General features: G+C 60.5%; 13 protein-coding genes. 9 read left to right on the top strand and 4 right to left on the bottom strand.

Annotated elements, in window-relative coordinates; all coding sequences use genetic code 11:
* Positions 1-94: 94 nt before the first annotated feature.
* The 5 genes from xacF (at position 95) to ACYQ14_RS21670 (ending at position 7,419) form a co-directional block, all read left to right on the top strand.
* Positions 95-1,534 carry a 2,5-dioxovalerate dehydrogenase gene (gene xacF / locus ACYQ14_RS21690; protein ID WP_459891400.1) on the top strand — a complete coding sequence of 480 codons (1,440 nt, stop codon included), beginning with the start codon at positions 95-97 and terminating at the stop codon, positions 1,532-1,534.
* A gap of 177 nt (positions 1,535-1,711) precedes the next feature.
* Entirely contained in the window at positions 1,712-2,215 is a 504-nt protein-coding gene (locus tag ACYQ14_RS21685; protein ID WP_459891398.1) for a LutC/YkgG family protein, read from the top strand.
* The gene (locus ACYQ14_RS21680) at positions 2,215-4,455 is read left to right on the top strand and encodes an LUD domain-containing protein (protein ID WP_459891397.1); all 2,241 of its coding nucleotides are present in this window, start codon (positions 2,215-2,217) and stop codon (positions 4,453-4,455) included. The genes ACYQ14_RS21685 and ACYQ14_RS21680 overlap by 1 nt, the downstream gene beginning before the upstream one ends.
* 141 nt (positions 4,456-4,596) lie before the next feature.
* Complete coding sequence (locus ACYQ14_RS21675; protein ID WP_459891395.1) at positions 4,597-6,315, top strand: right-handed parallel beta-helix repeat-containing protein; 1,719 nt, start codon at positions 4,597-4,599, stop codon at positions 6,313-6,315.
* A 267-nt stretch (positions 6,316-6,582) separates the two neighbouring features.
* Entirely contained in the window at positions 6,583-7,419 is an 837-nt protein-coding gene (locus ACYQ14_RS21670; protein WP_459891393.1) for a fumarylacetoacetate hydrolase family protein, read from the top strand.
* Between the two features lie 24 nt (positions 7,420-7,443).
* Here ACYQ14_RS21670 and ACYQ14_RS21665 read toward each other — a convergent pair whose 3' ends face one another.
* The 3 genes from ACYQ14_RS21665 to ACYQ14_RS21655 all read right to left on the bottom strand — a co-directional run bounded on the left by ACYQ14_RS21665 (position 7,444) and on the right by ACYQ14_RS21655 (position 10,928).
* The gene (locus tag ACYQ14_RS21665) at positions 7,444-8,313 is read right to left on the bottom strand and encodes an amidohydrolase family protein (RefSeq protein ID WP_459891471.1); all 870 of its coding nucleotides are present in this window, start codon (positions 8,311-8,313) and stop codon (positions 7,444-7,446) included.
* Between the two features lie 175 nt (positions 8,314-8,488).
* On the bottom strand, positions 8,489-9,523 hold the full coding sequence (locus tag ACYQ14_RS21660; protein WP_459891391.1) for a zinc-dependent alcohol dehydrogenase: 1,035 nt from the start codon (positions 9,521-9,523) through the stop codon (positions 8,489-8,491).
* Between the two features lie 151 nt (positions 9,524-9,674).
* Positions 9,675-10,928: a right-handed parallel beta-helix repeat-containing protein gene (locus ACYQ14_RS21655; protein ID WP_459891389.1), complete on the bottom strand. Its 1,254-nt coding sequence runs from the start codon at positions 10,926-10,928 to the stop codon at positions 9,675-9,677.
* A gap of 253 nt (positions 10,929-11,181) precedes the next feature.
* Here ACYQ14_RS21655 and ACYQ14_RS21650 point away from each other — a divergent pair, with 253 nt between their 5' ends.
* The 3 genes from ACYQ14_RS21650 to ACYQ14_RS21640 all read left to right on the top strand — a co-directional run bounded on the left by ACYQ14_RS21650 (position 11,182) and on the right by ACYQ14_RS21640 (position 13,888).
* Positions 11,182-12,387 (top strand): enolase C-terminal domain-like protein, encoded by a 1,206-nt coding sequence (locus ACYQ14_RS21650; RefSeq protein WP_459891387.1) that lies wholly within the window; start codon positions 11,182-11,184, stop codon positions 12,385-12,387.
* A gap of 1 nt (position 12,388) precedes the next feature.
* Positions 12,389-13,426, top strand: coding sequence for an LLM class flavin-dependent oxidoreductase (locus ACYQ14_RS21645; protein ID WP_459891385.1), 1,038 nt, complete (start codon positions 12,389-12,391; stop codon positions 13,424-13,426).
* A gap of 156 nt (positions 13,427-13,582) precedes the next feature.
* Positions 13,583-13,888, top strand: coding sequence for an L-rhamnose mutarotase (locus tag ACYQ14_RS21640; RefSeq protein ID WP_459891383.1), 306 nt, complete (start codon positions 13,583-13,585; stop codon positions 13,886-13,888).
* A gap of 622 nt (positions 13,889-14,510) precedes the next feature.
* Here the strand turns inward: ACYQ14_RS21640 and ACYQ14_RS21635 are convergent.
* Positions 14,511-15,440, bottom strand: a complete 930-nt coding sequence (locus tag ACYQ14_RS21635) for a dihydrodipicolinate synthase family protein (RefSeq protein ID WP_459891380.1) — start codon at positions 15,438-15,440, stop codon at positions 14,511-14,513.
* 161 nt (positions 15,441-15,601) lie between these two features.
* Between ACYQ14_RS21635 and ACYQ14_RS21630 the strand changes: the two genes are divergently transcribed.
* Positions 15,602-16,666 (top strand): glycoside hydrolase family 88/105 protein, encoded by a 1,065-nt coding sequence (locus ACYQ14_RS21630; RefSeq protein WP_459891378.1) that lies wholly within the window; start codon positions 15,602-15,604, stop codon positions 16,664-16,666.
* The last annotated feature ends 77 nt before the right edge of the window (positions 16,667-16,743 follow it).

The following is a 16,743-nucleotide window of genomic DNA, read 5'->3' as shown; positions in this document are numbered from 1 at the left end:
GGCTCTCGCGAGCGGCTCATTGCGAACACCTAATCCGCAGGAGAGCGCTTCGACGACCGAAATCGTTATGCCGCAGTTGGGACACTATCCGACGATGGCTGACGAGCAACGCAACTACATCGACGGAGAATGGATCGAATCCGAGACCGACGAGACTGTAGCGGTAGCGAATCCGGCATCGCCGAGCGAGACCGTTGCGACCTACCAGTACTCGAGCGCCGCGGACGCCAACCGAGCTATCGAAGCAGCGGCGGACGCGGCCGACGAGTGGGCGGGAACGCCCGCCCCCGAACGCGGGCAGATACTCACGGAAACCAGTCGAATTCTCGCCGATCGCAAGGAAAAACTCACCGAACTGCTGGTCCGTGAAGAAGGCAAAACGAACGCCGAAGCCGGGGGTGAGGTCCAGCGCGCGATCGACATCTTCAGCTATTACGGCGCGAAGGCGAGCGATCTCGGCGGAACGGTCAAATCCGCCAGCGGACCGCGGACGAACCTCTACACGATCAACGAACCCCTCGGCGTCGTGGGACTGATCACACCGTGGAACTACCCGATCGCCATCCCGGCATGGAAGCTGGCACCAGCGCTCGTAACCGGCAACGCCGCCGTACTCAAACCGGCGTCGCTCGCGCCCGGCGTCGCACACGCGATTTTCGAGGCGCTCGACGAAGCGGGCCTTCCCGACGGCGTCGCTAACTTCGTGACCGGCTCGGGAAGCGAAGTCGGGAACGAACTCGTCACGAGCGAGGCGGTCGACGCGATTTCGTTTACCGGGAGCACCGCGGTCGGGACCACCGTCTACGATCAGGCGACCGAGGACGGCAAACGCGTCCAGCTCGAGATGGGCGGGAAGAACCCGACGATAGTCACCGGCAGCGCGGACGTCGAGGAAGCCGCCAATATCGTCGCCAACGGTGCGTTCGGCGTTACCGGGCAAGCCTGTACTGCCTGCTCTCGTGCGATCGTCCACACCGACGTCTACGACGAGTTCGTAAACGCCGTCGCCGAGCGCGCCAGCGCGATCGAACCAGGTCCGGGAATCGAAGACTCCGATATGGGTCCGCACGTCTCCGAATCCGAACTCGAGGGGACGCTCGAGTACGTCGATATCGCCCGGGAAGAAGGGGCGAATCTCGAAGCCGGCGGGAGCGAACTCGACAGAGACGGCCACTACGTCGAGCCGACGGTCTTTGCCGACGTCGATCCGTCGATGCGTCTCGCTCAAGAAGAAGTGTTCGGTCCGGTTCTCGCCGTGCTCGAGGTTGAGGACTTCGAAAATGCTCTCGAGGTCGCAAACGGCGTCGACTACGGCCTCTCTGCGAGCATCGTCACGGACGACCACACGGAAGCCAATCGCTTCATCGACGAGATCGAAGCCGGCGTCGCGAAGGTCAACGCGAAAACGACCGGGCTCGAACTCCACGTTCCCTTCGGCGGCATGAAAGGATCCTCGAGCGAAACCTGGCGCGAGCAGGGTGACGAAGGCCTCGAGTTCTACACGATCGAGAAAACCGTCTACGACAACTACTGAACGGAATCGGAATCTGCGCAACAAATTCGGTCGACGATATCGATTCGGACGCGCTCGTCGACGCGGAAAACCCGTTTCGATCGACCGATTATTATCGGTACGTTAGAGATCCGCCGCGCCGCGTGCCGAGCAATGACAAGACCCAAAACCGTGGCATCCGTTAGTCACACACAACTAATGACAACCCAACTCGAAACGTTCGAAACGAGCCTCGAGGAGGTCCGGACAGGGGTCACTCGGACGACATCGGACCGGTTCCGGGAAACGCTCGCCGAAATTATCACGAAGCCGGCGATCGGTTCCGAACTGCCGTTCGAAGACGTTTCGCTCGAGGGAACGGATGTCGTCCTCGAGCCGACACCCGATCAGCTTCGCGAGGCCGCTTGTGGCGTGACAAGCGCCGCGTTGGGTGTCGCTGACTACGGAACCGTTGTCCTCGAGTCGACTCCCGACGGCGCGGAACTCTCGGGGCTCTTTCCCGACCAGCACGTGGTCGTGGTCCGCGAGCAAGACCTCGTCGACGACATGGCGACCGCGTTCGAGCGACTGGGAGAGCGGTTTCGCGACGGACACGACGACGCCGTACTGGCCACCGGACCGAGCGCGACCGCCGACATGGGCGAACTCGTCTACGGCGTGCACGGACCGAAAGAAACGCACGCGATCATCGTGGAGGCATAATGTCGAGCGAACGATCCCAGAAGGCCGAACGAATCCGCCACATCATGGAGACCGAGGGCGACAGCGTCGAACGAAACGCGCGCGGGTTCAACGAAGGACGATACGAGTCGGTGGACCGACTCGAGGACTACGACGCGTACAAGGATCGAGCGCGGGCGATCAAAGAAGACGCGATCGAAAATCTCCCCTCGCTGATCGAGCAGGTTCGCGAGACCGTCGAAGCCAACGGCGGCACCGTCTACCTCGCCGACGACGCGGCCGACGCGAACCGGTACGTCCGCGAACTCGCCCGCGGGCGCGAGACCGAAACCATCGTCAAGTCCAAATCCATGACGACGGAGGAGATAGACCTCAACGAACATCTCGAGACGGAAGGCTGTGAGGTCTGGGAGACCGACCTCGGCGAGTTCGTCCTGCAGGTCGCAGACGAGGCACCCAGCCACCTGGTCGCACCGGCGATCCACCAGTCTCGCGAAGAGATTGCCCACTTGTTCAACGAACAGTTCGATCCAGCTGAGGAACTCGAGACGGCCGAAGAGCTGACCGCGTTCGCTCGAGAGTACCTCGGAGAGCGAATTCAGGACGCGGATATGGGCGTCACCGGCGCGAACTTCGTCACCGCGGATACGGGAACGATCGCGCTCGTGACCAGCGAGGGCAACGCCAGAAAGTCGATCGCCGTTCCCGACACGCACGTCGCCGTCGCAGGCGTCGAGAAGATCGTACCGACGTTCGAGGAGCTCCAGCCGTTTGTCGAGTTGATCGCGCGCTCGGGAACCGGCCAGGACATCACCTCCTACGTCTCGTTGTTCTCGCCGCCGGTCTCGACGCCGACAGTTGATTTCGACAGCGACGAGCCGATCGCCGGTACTTCAGCGGACCCGTCCGAAGACGAATCCACCCAACGGGACTTCCACCTCGTGCTTCTCGACAACGGGCGCATGGAGATGCGCGAGGACGAGCAACTTCGAGAGACGCTGTACTGCATTCGATGTTCGGCCTGTGCGAACTCGTGTGCGAACTTCCAGTCCGTCGGCGGTCACGTCTTCGGCGGCGAGACCTACTCAGGCGGAATCGCGACCGGTTGGGAAGCGGGCGTGCACGGACAGGAGTCCGCCGACGAGTTCAACGACCTCTGTACGGGCTGTTCGCGCTGTGTCAACCAGTGTCCGGTGAAAATCGACATCCCCTGGATCAACACCGTCGTCCGGGATCGGCGGAATCGAGGAGCCGACGACGGGGACCTGGACTTCCTCGTCGAGGGGCTTACGCCGGATGAGGAGCCGGTGGGACTCGACCTGCAAAAACGCTTTTTCGGCAACTTCGAGACGCTCGCGAAACTCGGCTCCGCGACCGTACCCGTTTCGAACTGGTTCGCCGGAACGCCGCCCTCGAGGTACCTTATGGAGCGAGTGCTCGGAATCGACAGCCGCCGCGAACTGCCGACCTTCGAGCGCGAAACGCTCGTCGAGTGGTTCCGGAACCGGGACGAACCTCGACCCGTCGACGCGGAGTACCACGCGGTCGTCTATCCCGACCTCTACACGAACCACGTCCGAACGGAGCGAGGGAAGGCGGCGGTTCGAACGCTCGAGGCCCTCGGCGTCGCCGTCGAAATCCCCGACGTGGCCTCCTCCGGTCGCGCACCGCTCTCTCAGGGCATGATCGCCACGGCCGAAGAACACGCACGCGAGGTGCGCGACGACCTCGACGCCCACATCGACGCCGGCTACGACGTGGTCGTCATCGAACCGAGCGATTTGGCGATGTTCCGCGGCGAGTACGAACGGCTACTCGAGGACGACCGCTACGAATCGCTCGCAGAACGGAGTTACGAACTCTTCGAGTACATCTTCGGACTGCTCGAGAACGGCGCGTCCGCGGAGGCACTTCGCGACGCTGAAAGTATCGGCGCTTCAGCGGATGTCGCCTACCACTCACACTGCCAACAGCGAACGCTCGAACTCGAGACGTACACGACGACCGTCCTCGAACGACAGGGATTCGACGTTCTCACGTCCGACGTCGAGTGTTGTGGCATGGCCGGCAGTTTCGGCTACAAGAGCGAGTACTACGACCTGAGTGTGGACGTCGGCGAACGGCTACAGGCGCAGTTCGAGATGCCCGATGCGACGAATCGGACGGTCGTCGCGAGCGGCACGTCCTGCCTCGAGCAACTCGACTCGATGTTGACCCGTCAACCCCGACATCCGATTACCCTCGTGGATCCGAAGCGCTGATTGATACCTTCGAGCAGTTTCTCGGATTAGACGACACATCCAGAAACGTTGCGTTCTGATACTGTTACAATACTAACGGAAAGTTATATTACATCTAATGGTTATTGTCATCACGTGTCACGAGTAGTGGCACGACAAATTATGAGTAACAACACGCCACCGCAGACGGAGCAAGCGGAGCGGACGAATCGAACGGGGTCGGCGATTCCGAGACGAGGCGCCCTTGGACTGATCGGGGCCGCAGGGCTCGGAGCCGCGTTTTCTGGGGCCGCGAGTGCAAGCGGATCGACGAGCGGGGAACCGGAAACAGGAAACCAGCCGTGGTACAAGTGGGACGCCGATGTCGATGCCTGTGATAACGGACTCTACGATCTGAACACTCTCGAGGTCGATCACACGTATACGGGCGCTCGAGAACCGGACGTCATTGTCTGGCGGGACGACGATGGAACCTATCACGCCGACGGAACGGACGGCCACGTCGCCAGCGGCGACGACTATCTCGGGATTATTCAGGCCGCCGTCGACAGCCTCACCGAGGATCGAACCACGAAAGAACGCGTCCTCGTAACCGCGGACGGAACCGTCGAGGCGACCGACGAACTCGAGCAAGTCGTTCTGCCGAGCTACACCGTCGTCGACGTTCCGGCGACGATTCACGTCGAAGACGAGGGGCAATCGCTGGTCATCCCCTTCCGCGGCCTCGCCGAGGAGGAGATAGAGATTCCGCGCCTGAACGTCACGGGCAACCCACGTTTCGGGCTCGTCCTCCAGAACTGCGATAACGTTCGGCTTGGACACATCAACGTCCAGTTCGAGAACCTCGACGTCCTCGATCCGTATCAGGATCACCCGAACTTCGATCCCGATAACGACGACTTCCCACCCTCACACGAACCCGACCGACCTCGCGACGAACAGCTCGCCGATCCCGTCCACGTGGGAGAGATCAACGAAGGCATTCGCGTCTCCGGGCGTTCGCGCGAAGGCGATGCGACCGATATTCTCCTCGAGTCGGCTTACATCGAGAACGCGAACCACCACGCGGTCGAGTTCTACGACATCGACCGGGTCCAGATCGGCCGGGTTTTAGGCAACGAAATGCAAGGATGCGGACTGATCCTCAACGGTATTACCGACGCCACGGTCGACAGCGTCATCGGGCGAAATCCGAGTTCGAGTACGGCTTACGCGACGTTCCGATGTGCGAACGATTGTGAAAACGCGACGATCGGAAACGTTCTCAGCCGCGACGCGCCGCGAGGGATCCACATCACGTCCGGTTCGAATGATATCACTGTCGGGAACGTAAACATCATCGGCGCAAGAAACAACGCCGGGATCGCTATCGACGGCGTCGAGAACATCACCATCGGCGGCGGCCTCATCAAGAACACCGACGGCGAGGGCGTCCGTGCCTGGGGCGACACCGTCACAATCACCAACCTTCGAGTCGTCGACGAACGAGACGAAGACGAGCGCAATCAAACTCACGGGATCGAGTTCACCGGATCCAACGGCCGGATCGTCAACAACGACGTCAGGGACGGCGGCACGGTGGCCGACCTCCACATCGACGTCAATGACGAGACCGTGGTTCGGGGCAACATCGGCGGCGGACTCGAAGCCGGGACGGCGACCCTCGAATCCGACGCGGAGCCGGCAGCCCGCGTCAAAGGCGTCAGCGACGACTGGGCCGGATCGCTCTCGGCTCGAACGCACCTTCAGGACGAACCACCAGGGCCGTACGCTCTCGATCACCGGTTCGAGTGGACCGGCGAGGAGTGGGACCTCGTCTTCGAGTGGGAGGCCGACCCGGGATCGAATCTCGAACTCGAGTACGTCGTCGACCGACTCTAGCGATTCGACTCGACGAACGACTACACTCGGCTCCCGAGCAGACCATCCATAGCTTTCTTTACGGAACTGCCGGCAACGACGCGAGACTCGAGGACGGGGAAATCCGAGCAGACACCACTACCGAGCAGACACCAGCATTTCGTGAGTTGCCACTCGAGGGCCCCGTTCGATCCATCCGTTATTCGCCTGATTGCTCTCGAATTACCCGGGCCGAAAATTCGACAACCGACAGAAAGATTCAAGGTCCAGCCCTTGGATTTGAACACGATGCAATTCATTCGATTCGCGACTAGCGGCGGCGTCCGCTGGGGCGTCATCGTTGACGACCAGCCGTACGCGCTGGACCGATTCGGAGAACCGACCATCGAAGACCTCGCGACTCCGGGGTACCGCCGGCGCGTCGAGCGCGCCGTCGAGATCGGAGCGCTTCCGGCTATCGACGACCCGACGGATTATCTCGCGCCGATTCCGTCGGTGGAACAGATCATTTGCGTCGGACTCAACTACTACGATCACGCCGAAGAGCAGGACGAGGAGATCCCCGAAAAGCCGATGCTGTTCGCGAAGTCGCCCTCGAGCGTCACGGACCCTACCGCACCCATCGTCCACCCCGACGACGTCGAGCAGGTCGACTACGAGGTCGAACTTGGCATCGTCATCGGACGGACCGCCTGCGAGGTCAGCGCCGACGAAGCCGAGGAGTACGTCGCCGGCTACACGGTTATCAACGACGTGAGCGCTCGGGACGCACAATTCGAGGACGAACAGTTCTTCCGCGGAAAGAGCTACGACACGTTCGCGCCGATGGGGCCCGCGCTCACCACCCCCGAAGCGATCGATCCCAACGATGTGGACGTCGAACTTCGCCTCAACGGCGAGGTCAAACAGGAGTCGACAACGGCGGAGTTCATCTTCGACGTCGGCGACACGATCGAGTACTTAAGCCACGTCACGACCCTCCAGCCGGGGACCGTCATCTCGACCGGAACGCCGGGGGGCGTCGGTATCTTCCGCGATCCGCCGGAACTGCTCGCACCGGGCGACACCGTCGAAGCCGAAATCGAAGGGATCGGAACGCTCGAGAATCACGTCGTCGAGCAGTAACCCGACGGGACGGCAGATAGCCGCTCAGATATCGGCGACGGTTCTGAACGAACGGCCGGTGAGCCACGTTCGATCTTTTTTCGAGAGACAATCGACATGCTCGAGCCAGCGTAGACTCTCCTCGTACGTCGCCTCGTCGCTGACGTTCGGAAAGTCCGAACCCCACGCGATCCGCTCGCGGCCGAACGTCTCGAGCAACCAGCGGACGTGATCGTGTACGTCTCGGTACGGAAACTCCGCTTCGGAGCGGTGGACGACCTCGGATATCTTCACAACGACCTCGTACTCGTCCGCAGCAAGTGCCTCGAGAGCGCCGAACTTGCTTTCTTCCGGCGGGACGGTCGGATCGGCGTGACAGAAGTGATCGAGCGCGTACCGCAGGTCGGGGTACGTCTCGACCAGTTCGATAACGTCTTCGAGTTGGTCGGTATCGGCGAGGATCTGTACGAGCGCGTCGGTATCCCGGGCGGCCTCCCAGAACGCCGTCTCCTCGATTGACTCCCGAAGCCAGGAGACGGTCGGATCGAACGTCTCCCACATCCGATCGTACGGGCAAATTGCACCCAACCTAAAACCGAGGACGCCCTCGACGGCCATCCGATCGCGCAATCGATCGGCAGCGCCGTCCGCGAACTGATCGAGCATGACGATTCCCGAGAGCCGATCGTTCGCTTCGACGCACTCGAGCGTGTAGTGATTATCCGTCCACTCGCAGATCGGGTAGCCGACGACGACCGCCTCGTCGACGCCGGCCGCATCCATATCCTCGAGTAGCTTCTCGGCCGTGTAGACGGTGCCCACGCCGAACTCGTCGACGGTTTCGACGAGCGGGCCGTTGACCCAGGGGTGGTCTCGCGTCGGTCGCGTCCACGCGTGTGTGTGAGTGTCCAGCACCATCAGTTACGAAACTGTCGTCTCGAGTGATACTAAACGTTTTGTTATACGGGTGTTGGTCGAAACTGTACCACATACATCGAGACAGAAAGCGCAACGACGAGACCGCGTGCTCGCGATGAGAACGAAGCGATAACGCAGAAATCGAGCGCACGGAACCTGCCGGAAGCGAAACTCAGAGATCGGCGAACGAAAAGACGGGTTTGCAGGTTTCGGACTCGAGGAACGCTTCGAACGCCGACGTCGGTTCATCGATACTGAACGAGCGATCGATGATCGCATCCGCGTCGATCGAGCCGGCGGATAAGAGCCGAATGGCCTGTTCGAAGTTCTGCCAGGTCGAGCCGTAGGACGTATTCAGATCGACTTCGCCGCGGACCACCGGCGTCATGAACACTTCACTGGGCGCTCCGGGGAGACCGACGACGACGACCTGTCCGCCTTTGCGCACGTGGTCGATAGCCATCTCGACGCCGCTTTGATGACCCGTCGTATCGAATACCACGTCGAATCCGATCCCGTCGGTCCGTCCATCGACGATTTCTGACAGAGCACTCATCTGAATATCCACCGTCTCGATGCCGAGTCGTTCGACCAATGGAAGGCGATATTCGGTGTCTTTGCCCAGCCCGGAAACGAGGACGTCAGCGCCCATCGCGTCCGCAACGGCCGCCACGAGAACGCCGATCGGGCCGGGACCTTCAACGAGGACGGTGTCGCCGGGAGTCACGTTCGATTGATCGAATACCGCTCGCGTGGCGATGCTGAGCGGTTCGGTGATGCTCGCCTGGCCGAGCGGAACGTTCTCGGGGATCTTGTGGAGATCTCGAGGTTTCACCGTCGTAAACTCGGTATAGGCACCGTCTTTGTGCATCCCCGTGATTTCGAAGTTTTGGCAGACGTTGGGCTGGCCGTTCTTGCACTGAAAACACGACCCACAGTCGTGGATCGGTTCCTCGACGACGGAGTCGCCGACGGCAAAGTCCGTCACGTCGTCGCCGACTTCGACGACCTCGCCGGAGTACTCATGGCCCATAATCCGCGGCATTGGGATCCATTGGTAGCCATCTTCGTACTTGTACGCATGTGCATCACTGCCACATAACCCGGCTGAATGGACGCGGACGAGTACTTCGCCGTCGTCGGGAACAGCTTTCTCGCGCTCTCGGATTTCGATAGATCTAGGACCGGTATGGACTATAGCCTTCATGTAGGGTTACCTCTCGCTCTGGTCAAGCTATCAGTAGTTGGGGGGCTCTCCTACAAATATCTTTAGGTGTCAGAACCGTCGCCGACGTTCCGTTGGCGGCGCTCGAAGCCGTCGATTCGTCCCCGCGGGCTCGAGAACGCCGCCCAGCATGTTAGCTGGTGATATTGCCTTCGACGACGGTACTGCTCGAGTACACCTCGAGCTCAGCGGTCGTGCCGCCGTCGCGGACGTCGTTATCGAGAATCTCATTATCGGACGTGTCCGGGCCGGTTTCGCGGATCCCGTATGGTTGTTGTGGGTCATCCCGATCGTCGACGACACGCAAATTTTGGACCGTGACGTCCTCCGCGGGGTGGTGTTGCCCGTCGTCGCGCGAATCGATTCGGACGCCTTCCGCGCCGTTGTTGCGAACCAGTCCGCCGTCGACGAGGACGTCCTGACAGTCCTGAATCAATACGCCGTGTTGGCCCGATTCGTAAACGTCCAAATTCTCTATTGTAACGCCGTAGCTCCCCGAAACCCCGAAAACGCCGCGGCCGCTTTCGACGCTGGTTACCTCGCCGACGTGGATGTTCGGCCCGGCACCGTTTGCGAATCGGAAGGCGGCGTATCCGCCACCCGCATCGGCTCTGAAGGCGTCGACGCTGTCGACGATAGCATCAGACGTATCGTTCAACAGGAGCCCACAGCCGCCGGTATCGAACGTCTCGACGGACCCGATCTCGATCCCGTCGACTCCGTACGTTTCGACGGCGTGGTGTGCGGCGCCCGCGATAGTGGCCGACTCGAGGGTGACGTTCGTCGAGCGACCGCCGTCGGCGTCGTCGATGCGGATGCCCAGCCCCAAATCGGTCGTCTCGGAGAGATCCATTCCGATCTGTCCGAGAAACACGTCGGAACAGCTCTGAATCCACACGCCGTACCTCGGGTTCCCTTCTATCTGCAATCCCGGAACGGCGATCGATTCGGCGCTCCGTGCACGGATCGGAACGACGAGATCCTCGCCCGTGTCCTCGACGAAAATCGTCCCGCGGAGGTCCAACTCGGTGAAACTCGGGAGGTCGACAGCCTCGAGCGAGTCCGTTGGGCCGAACGTCCCCGAATCCATGACGACGACAGTCTCCATACTGGTGCGACCGTCCGAGAGGCTGTCGACACCAGCCTGGATCGCAGCGCGCATACTGGGTCCGTCGTAAACTGGATCGCCCGCGTTGTCGGCGTACCACGTACCGCCGTCTTCCCAGACGGTCGCTTCGTGATCGTCAGCTCGCACACTGCCGATGAGTCCGAGTGTCGTTCCAGTGCCGACGCCGATCGTCGCGAGCACGTGCCGCCGTGAAACGCCAGCGCCTGGAGTACTCGTTCGATTCGAATCCGTCGTGCGGTGGATGCCATGTTCTGACATAGTCAATTGGCACCACGAACCAACTAATATAATTTTTGATTATAGTCAATGGTTGCTTAAAACTCCGTGCCAAATGGACAAGAATCGACGAACAAGGTTCTTTCAGTCTGGCTTCGAAACTATCGGTTGGACCGGCTCACATACGGACCGGCGATGGATTCAGCAGGAACTGCTGAGCGGTTCGCTCACTATAAACACTTATGGGGCTGTTGAACGCATCTCAGCATGAGTCTTCGAAACGTGATTTGAACTTATGGAAATAACAGATATCACCGTCACGAAGGTTAGTACCGATTCCTGGGGCGAGTTCGTCGAGTTCCCGCTCGTCACCGTCATGAGCAAGTTCGACGAGTACAACAACGCGGACGGCGACAACCCGCAGGCCCGCCGCAAGTGGATGGGGCCGGTCGGCGACGTCGTCGTCGAAGTCGAAACCGACGCGGGCATCACCGGCGTCGGCGTCGGCAACTGGGCGACCGGTTCGATCGAAACTATCGTCAACGAGACGCTCTCGAAGCTGATCGTCGGCGAGGACCCACACGAACGCGAACGCCTGTGGGACATGATGTACCGCGCGACGATCCCCTTCGGTCGAAAGGGTGCCGCCATCGAGGCGATCAGCGCGGTCGACCTCGCACTGTGGGACATCGCCGGCAAGGAGGCGGAAAAACCCGTCTACGAACTGCTCGGCGGTCCCGTAACCGATGATATTCCGTGTTACGCGAGTAATCTCCACCCCGTCGACCACGAAAAGCTCGAGGAAGAAGCACTCGAGTACGCCGAGAAGGGATTCGAGACGATGAAGCTTCGCTTCCTGCACGGCCCCGAAGCGGGTCGCGAGGGGATGAAAGAAAACGAAGAGATCGTCAAGACGGTTCGAGACGCCGTCGGCGACGACATCGGGATCGCAGGCGACGCATACATGGGGTGGAACGTTCGCTACGCCAAGAAGATGCTCAAACGCTTAGAGCGCTACGACATGGAGTGGGTCGAAGAACCCGTCATTCCCGACGATATCGACGGCTATGCGGAGCTTCGAGAGGCTTCGAACGTCCCGATTTCGGGCGGCGAACACGAGTTTACCCGATGGGGACACAAGGAACTGCTCGAGCGCGAAGCCGTCGATATCCTCCAGCCGGACGTCCACCGCTGTGGCGGCCTGACTGAACTGCTGAAGATCGACTCGATGGCGAGCGCTCGGGACGTGCCGGTGATCCCTCACTCGGGAACGAACCCGCACCTGCACTTTATCGCGGCCTCGACGAACGCGCCGATGGCGGAATACTTCCCCATCCCCGAGTGGTATCAAGAGCGCCAGGGCGAGCAGGAATCGACCTACGCCGATGCGATCTACGCGAACCCGCCGAACGCTGAGAACGGGTCGATCCCGATTCCTCAGAGCGTCGGCCTAAGTTCGGAAGTCAACCGCGACGCACTGGAACACTACAGCGTCGAGTAACATGAGCACGAAGGACATCACGTTCGAATACAACGTACCGGTGTTCGCTGGCGCGCCGGAATCGGGAACCGATCCCGTCCATCGCGACACACCGTCGTACGAACGACTCGAGTGGGAGACCACCCGAGACTGCGTCCTGAAAGCCGAAGAACTCGGCTTCGACGCCGCCTGGGCTCCCGATCACCTCATGCTCGGGCGCGACCACGCCGAGTACGAGTGCTGGACGCTACTCTCGGCCCTCGCCGGCTGCACCGACGAGATAAACCTGGGCTCGCTCGTCCTCTGTAACGACTACCGGAATCCGGCACTCGTCGCGAAAATGGCGGCGACACTCGATGTCATCTCCGGCGGTCGCCTCGAGCTTGGACTCGGTGCCGGCTGGCACGAACCCGAGTACGAGGCCTACGGCTGGGAGTACCGGGACGGGTTCGAACGACTGATGCGTCTGGACGAAAGCATCCGCCTGATGAAAGAGATGTGGAATAGCGATCCCGCCGAGGGCGGTTCGTTTTCGGGCGACCACTACGAAATCGATGGGGCGTACTGCGAGCCCGGTCCGGTTCAGGATCCCCACCCGCCGATTCTCGTTGGCGGACAGGGCGAAGAGGTCACGCTCAAACTCGTCGCGAAACACGCCGATATCTGGAACACGGACGTGTTCAACGGGACGCCGGAAACCCTGACACACAAGATCGGCGTCATCGAAGATCACTGTGCCACCGTTGGACGCGACCCTGATGAGATCGAGTACTCCTGGGACGGCCACGTCATCTGTACGCGAGACGAGGAGAAAAAAGAGCGCTTACTCGAGTTGATGCTCCCGATCCAGTTCGAAGAAGCATATGTCGATCAGGCGGATATCGAAACCGAGGCGGACGCCCGCGAGTACTTCCTCCTCGGCACGCCAGAGGAATGCGCCGACGCGATCGAACGACGCATCGACGCCGGCGTGACCAAGTTCCAGTGCTGGTTCGTCGACGTTCCGGACACCGACGGGATGGAACTGTTCGCCGACGAAGTCATCCCGCAGTTCCAGTAGCTCCCGCTCGCGTGTGGTCGTTTTAGGGGCCCTATTTTCCCGAAGTTCCTTCAATTCGACCGAGATACGACGCCACAACAACGCAATCGAGGGTTTCAGCGCGCCAAAAATAACGAACAGAATACATATGGGAGCCCCCTCCGATAATCGGAACGCATGGCACGAATTGCATTTCACCTGAAGATCGCCGACGGACAGCGAGACGCCTACCGAGAAGCCCACGAAACCGTTCCCGAGTGGTTGGAAGATGCCTACCTCGACTCAGATGCCGGACTCGAGACCTACAGCGTCTTCGAGTCGGACGGGCACGTCTTCGGATTCATGGAACTCGACAATCCGGAGGCGATTCACGACGTAATGGAAACGAGTGACGCTCAGGCTCGCTGGGCGGAATCGATGGACGGCATTACGGTCGACGACGACTCCGATCAGTGGATGGACGAAGTCTATCGGATGATTTGAGAGAGTAATCGAAACGTCAACTCATACTGCCGGCTGTAACTATGTAAAGATTTTCGCACTCCCGGGGCGACGAAAATTGTGAACGACGTACAGCCGGCAGTATCAACGGACCGCGAGCACCGAATGCGTTCTCAAATCGTTCGCCTTCTCCGGATAGAAACACCACTCTGTCCGTAGTAGTCCGCTAGTTGGACGGCTATACTCGCGTTCGACGGCCTCTCGGTTCGTTTCATTCCAGGTCGTTCGGTACTACCGGATTCGTAACTTGAAAGGGGTGTGTGCCCCTCTCCGTCAGGAATCCATCGTTCCTCGAAGAGAGATTGTCGTGACACGCCGAATATTTACACCCATACTAACGTAAGATATCTCCCTCAAATCTCGCGAGTATAATCGGTAGTGTCCGGCACAACCGGACGCTTGCCGGCCTGTGGAGGAACGTAACCCAGCTCACAAAATCAATAAATACTGTAACACTCAGGACAGGTCCATTGGGTGAGTACCTGCCCAATCCTCCGTATTTCCGAAGAGAGTACGACTCGAGCCCAAACGATCGACTACCGGGTTCGAGAACGATCGAGGACAAAACAGGCGTCTCGGAGAGCGTCCAACTGAAATCTACTGCTCAGAGGATTCGGTCGAGATCGGACTGCAATCGTTCGTATAACTCCTCTGCGTCGGTTTTCTCCGACTCGGTGAGGGGAACGATCGGCTCTCGAACGTCACCGCCGTTGTAGCCGGCCAGTTCGAGGCCGTACTTGACCGCCGGGACGCTGATCGCGTCCGCGAGGGTGTTGTCCTCGCCCGTTCGAGTCCGGAACTGCTGGTAGGGAACGGCCGCGTTCTGGAGTTCTCGAGCGCGTTCCCAGTTTTCTTCACGCAACGCCGTCAGCAATGCGGTTCCGAGTCGAGGTTCGAAGTTCGTTACGCCGGCGGTAAAGCCTTCGGCCCCCTGGGACCAGAACGATAGCGCGTACGGTTCTGCCATCCCGTCGACCCAGATCACGTCGTCGTCACCCGCCGCTATCGCCTGGCCAAGTTTTACCTCGTCCGGAATCGCGTACTTGATCCCGGCGACGTTATCGATCCGGGTGAGATCCGCGAGAAACTCGACCGAGGGTTCGAATCCTCGAACGTACGGCACGATGGCGCTCTCGGCCGTTTCAGCGAGCGCTTCGTAGTACTCGAGGAGTCCGCGCTCGTGGAGGTACGTATGATCCGGGGGCATGATCATCATCGCATCGACGCCGAGACGGTCGTAGGTCGAGACGAGGTCCTGTGCAGTCTTCGTGCTTCCCCCGACTCCCGCGAGCACGCAGTCGTCGTCCGACAACGCTTTTACGCTGGTTTCGGTGATGTCGATGCGTTCCTGGTGGGTCAACGAATGATACTCGCTGATATTCGCACACGCCAGAAAGGTACCGAGTCCCTCGCTCGAGAGGGCTTCGGCGTTTGCGGCCAGCTTTTCGTGATCGATTCGGCCAGCTTCGTCGAACGGTGTCAAGAGACCGACTGCAACGTCTCGTAACCCGTCCCGCAGCTTTGTAGAGGCCATACCAGGCAATTGGATGGCTTTCAAATAAAGATATCGTCACCGGCTCTCGAGCGATTCGCCACTACTCGGTTCGCCGGACTTCACGATTGGCCGAATCGATCACGGTCGCGCCGTCAAGCAAGATTTATCATGTATCCGTGGGAGTATTAGCTATCGTTACTATGACTGAGTCCCTCGAAGAGGCAGTCTCGAACGTCGCATCGTACACCATCGATCACGACATGGAAAACGAAGTCTGGCAAAAAGGCGTCGCGATCAACGGACTCCTCGCAACGGAGCGCGAGGACTGCGTCAAACGTGCCAGAGATCTCGTCGACCGCGCCGTCGAAACGCAAGACAGCAACGGACAGCTATCGTACGGCCCGAGCTACCCCATCGAAGTCTTCCAGCACGGGAAAGAGTACGACGCCCACTGGCATATCGACGAGCGAAAGGCGATGAACACCAACAATACGACCTCCATCGGTCACGGGGTTCTGGACTTCTACCGACGAACCGGTGAGGAGCGATACCTCGAGGCCGCGCGAGGCGAGTACGACAACCTGCAATCGATCGATCGCACGGAAGACGGCGGAATCCCCCACCACGTCCCCGAGCTTTCGGGCGTGAAAGGACTCTGGATTGACTCCGTCTACATGATGTGCCCGTTCTTCGCTCGCTACGGGGCCGCCGCCGACGAACCCGAGGCGTTCGACGAAGCTGCCAAACAGATTATCGTCCACGCGAAGCACCTGCAAGACCCCCACACCGGTCTATTTCGACATATCTGGCACGAACAGCCCAACAGCTACCCCCAGAGCACCTTTTGGGCCCGCGGAAACGGCTGGGTGCAGGCCGCGATCGTCGACGTCCTGGAGTACCTGCCGGAGGACCACGAGGACCGGGACGAACTGATCGAGATTTTCCGGGACGTTTCCTCGTCGATCATCGAACGCCAGGACGATTGCGGAATGTGGTACAACGTAGTCGACGACCCGCACACGCCCCTCGAGAGCTCGGGGACGCTCATGTACACCTACGCGTTCAAGCGCGCCCTCGAATTAGGAATCGTCGACGACGACGCCTACGAGGAGGCGGCCGCGAACGCGATGGACGTTGCGGTGGGACTCGTCGACGACGATGGCGCGGTGCGTCGAGTCGCCGGCCCGCCGGGCGGGCCGGGCGCGCCGCTGACGAGCACCTCCTACGGGCAGGGCTTCTTCCTGCTCGCGGCGAATCAGTTCTAGGCGTTCCGTCGGACTTTCAACTCGCTCGTCTTCGGGTCCACACCCATGACTCAGCCGGCGACGCGTTCTCACGTAGT

This window comes from Halostagnicola bangensis, from assembly GCF_054653435.1.
This window is presented reverse-complemented; position numbering and strand designations above follow the sequence as displayed.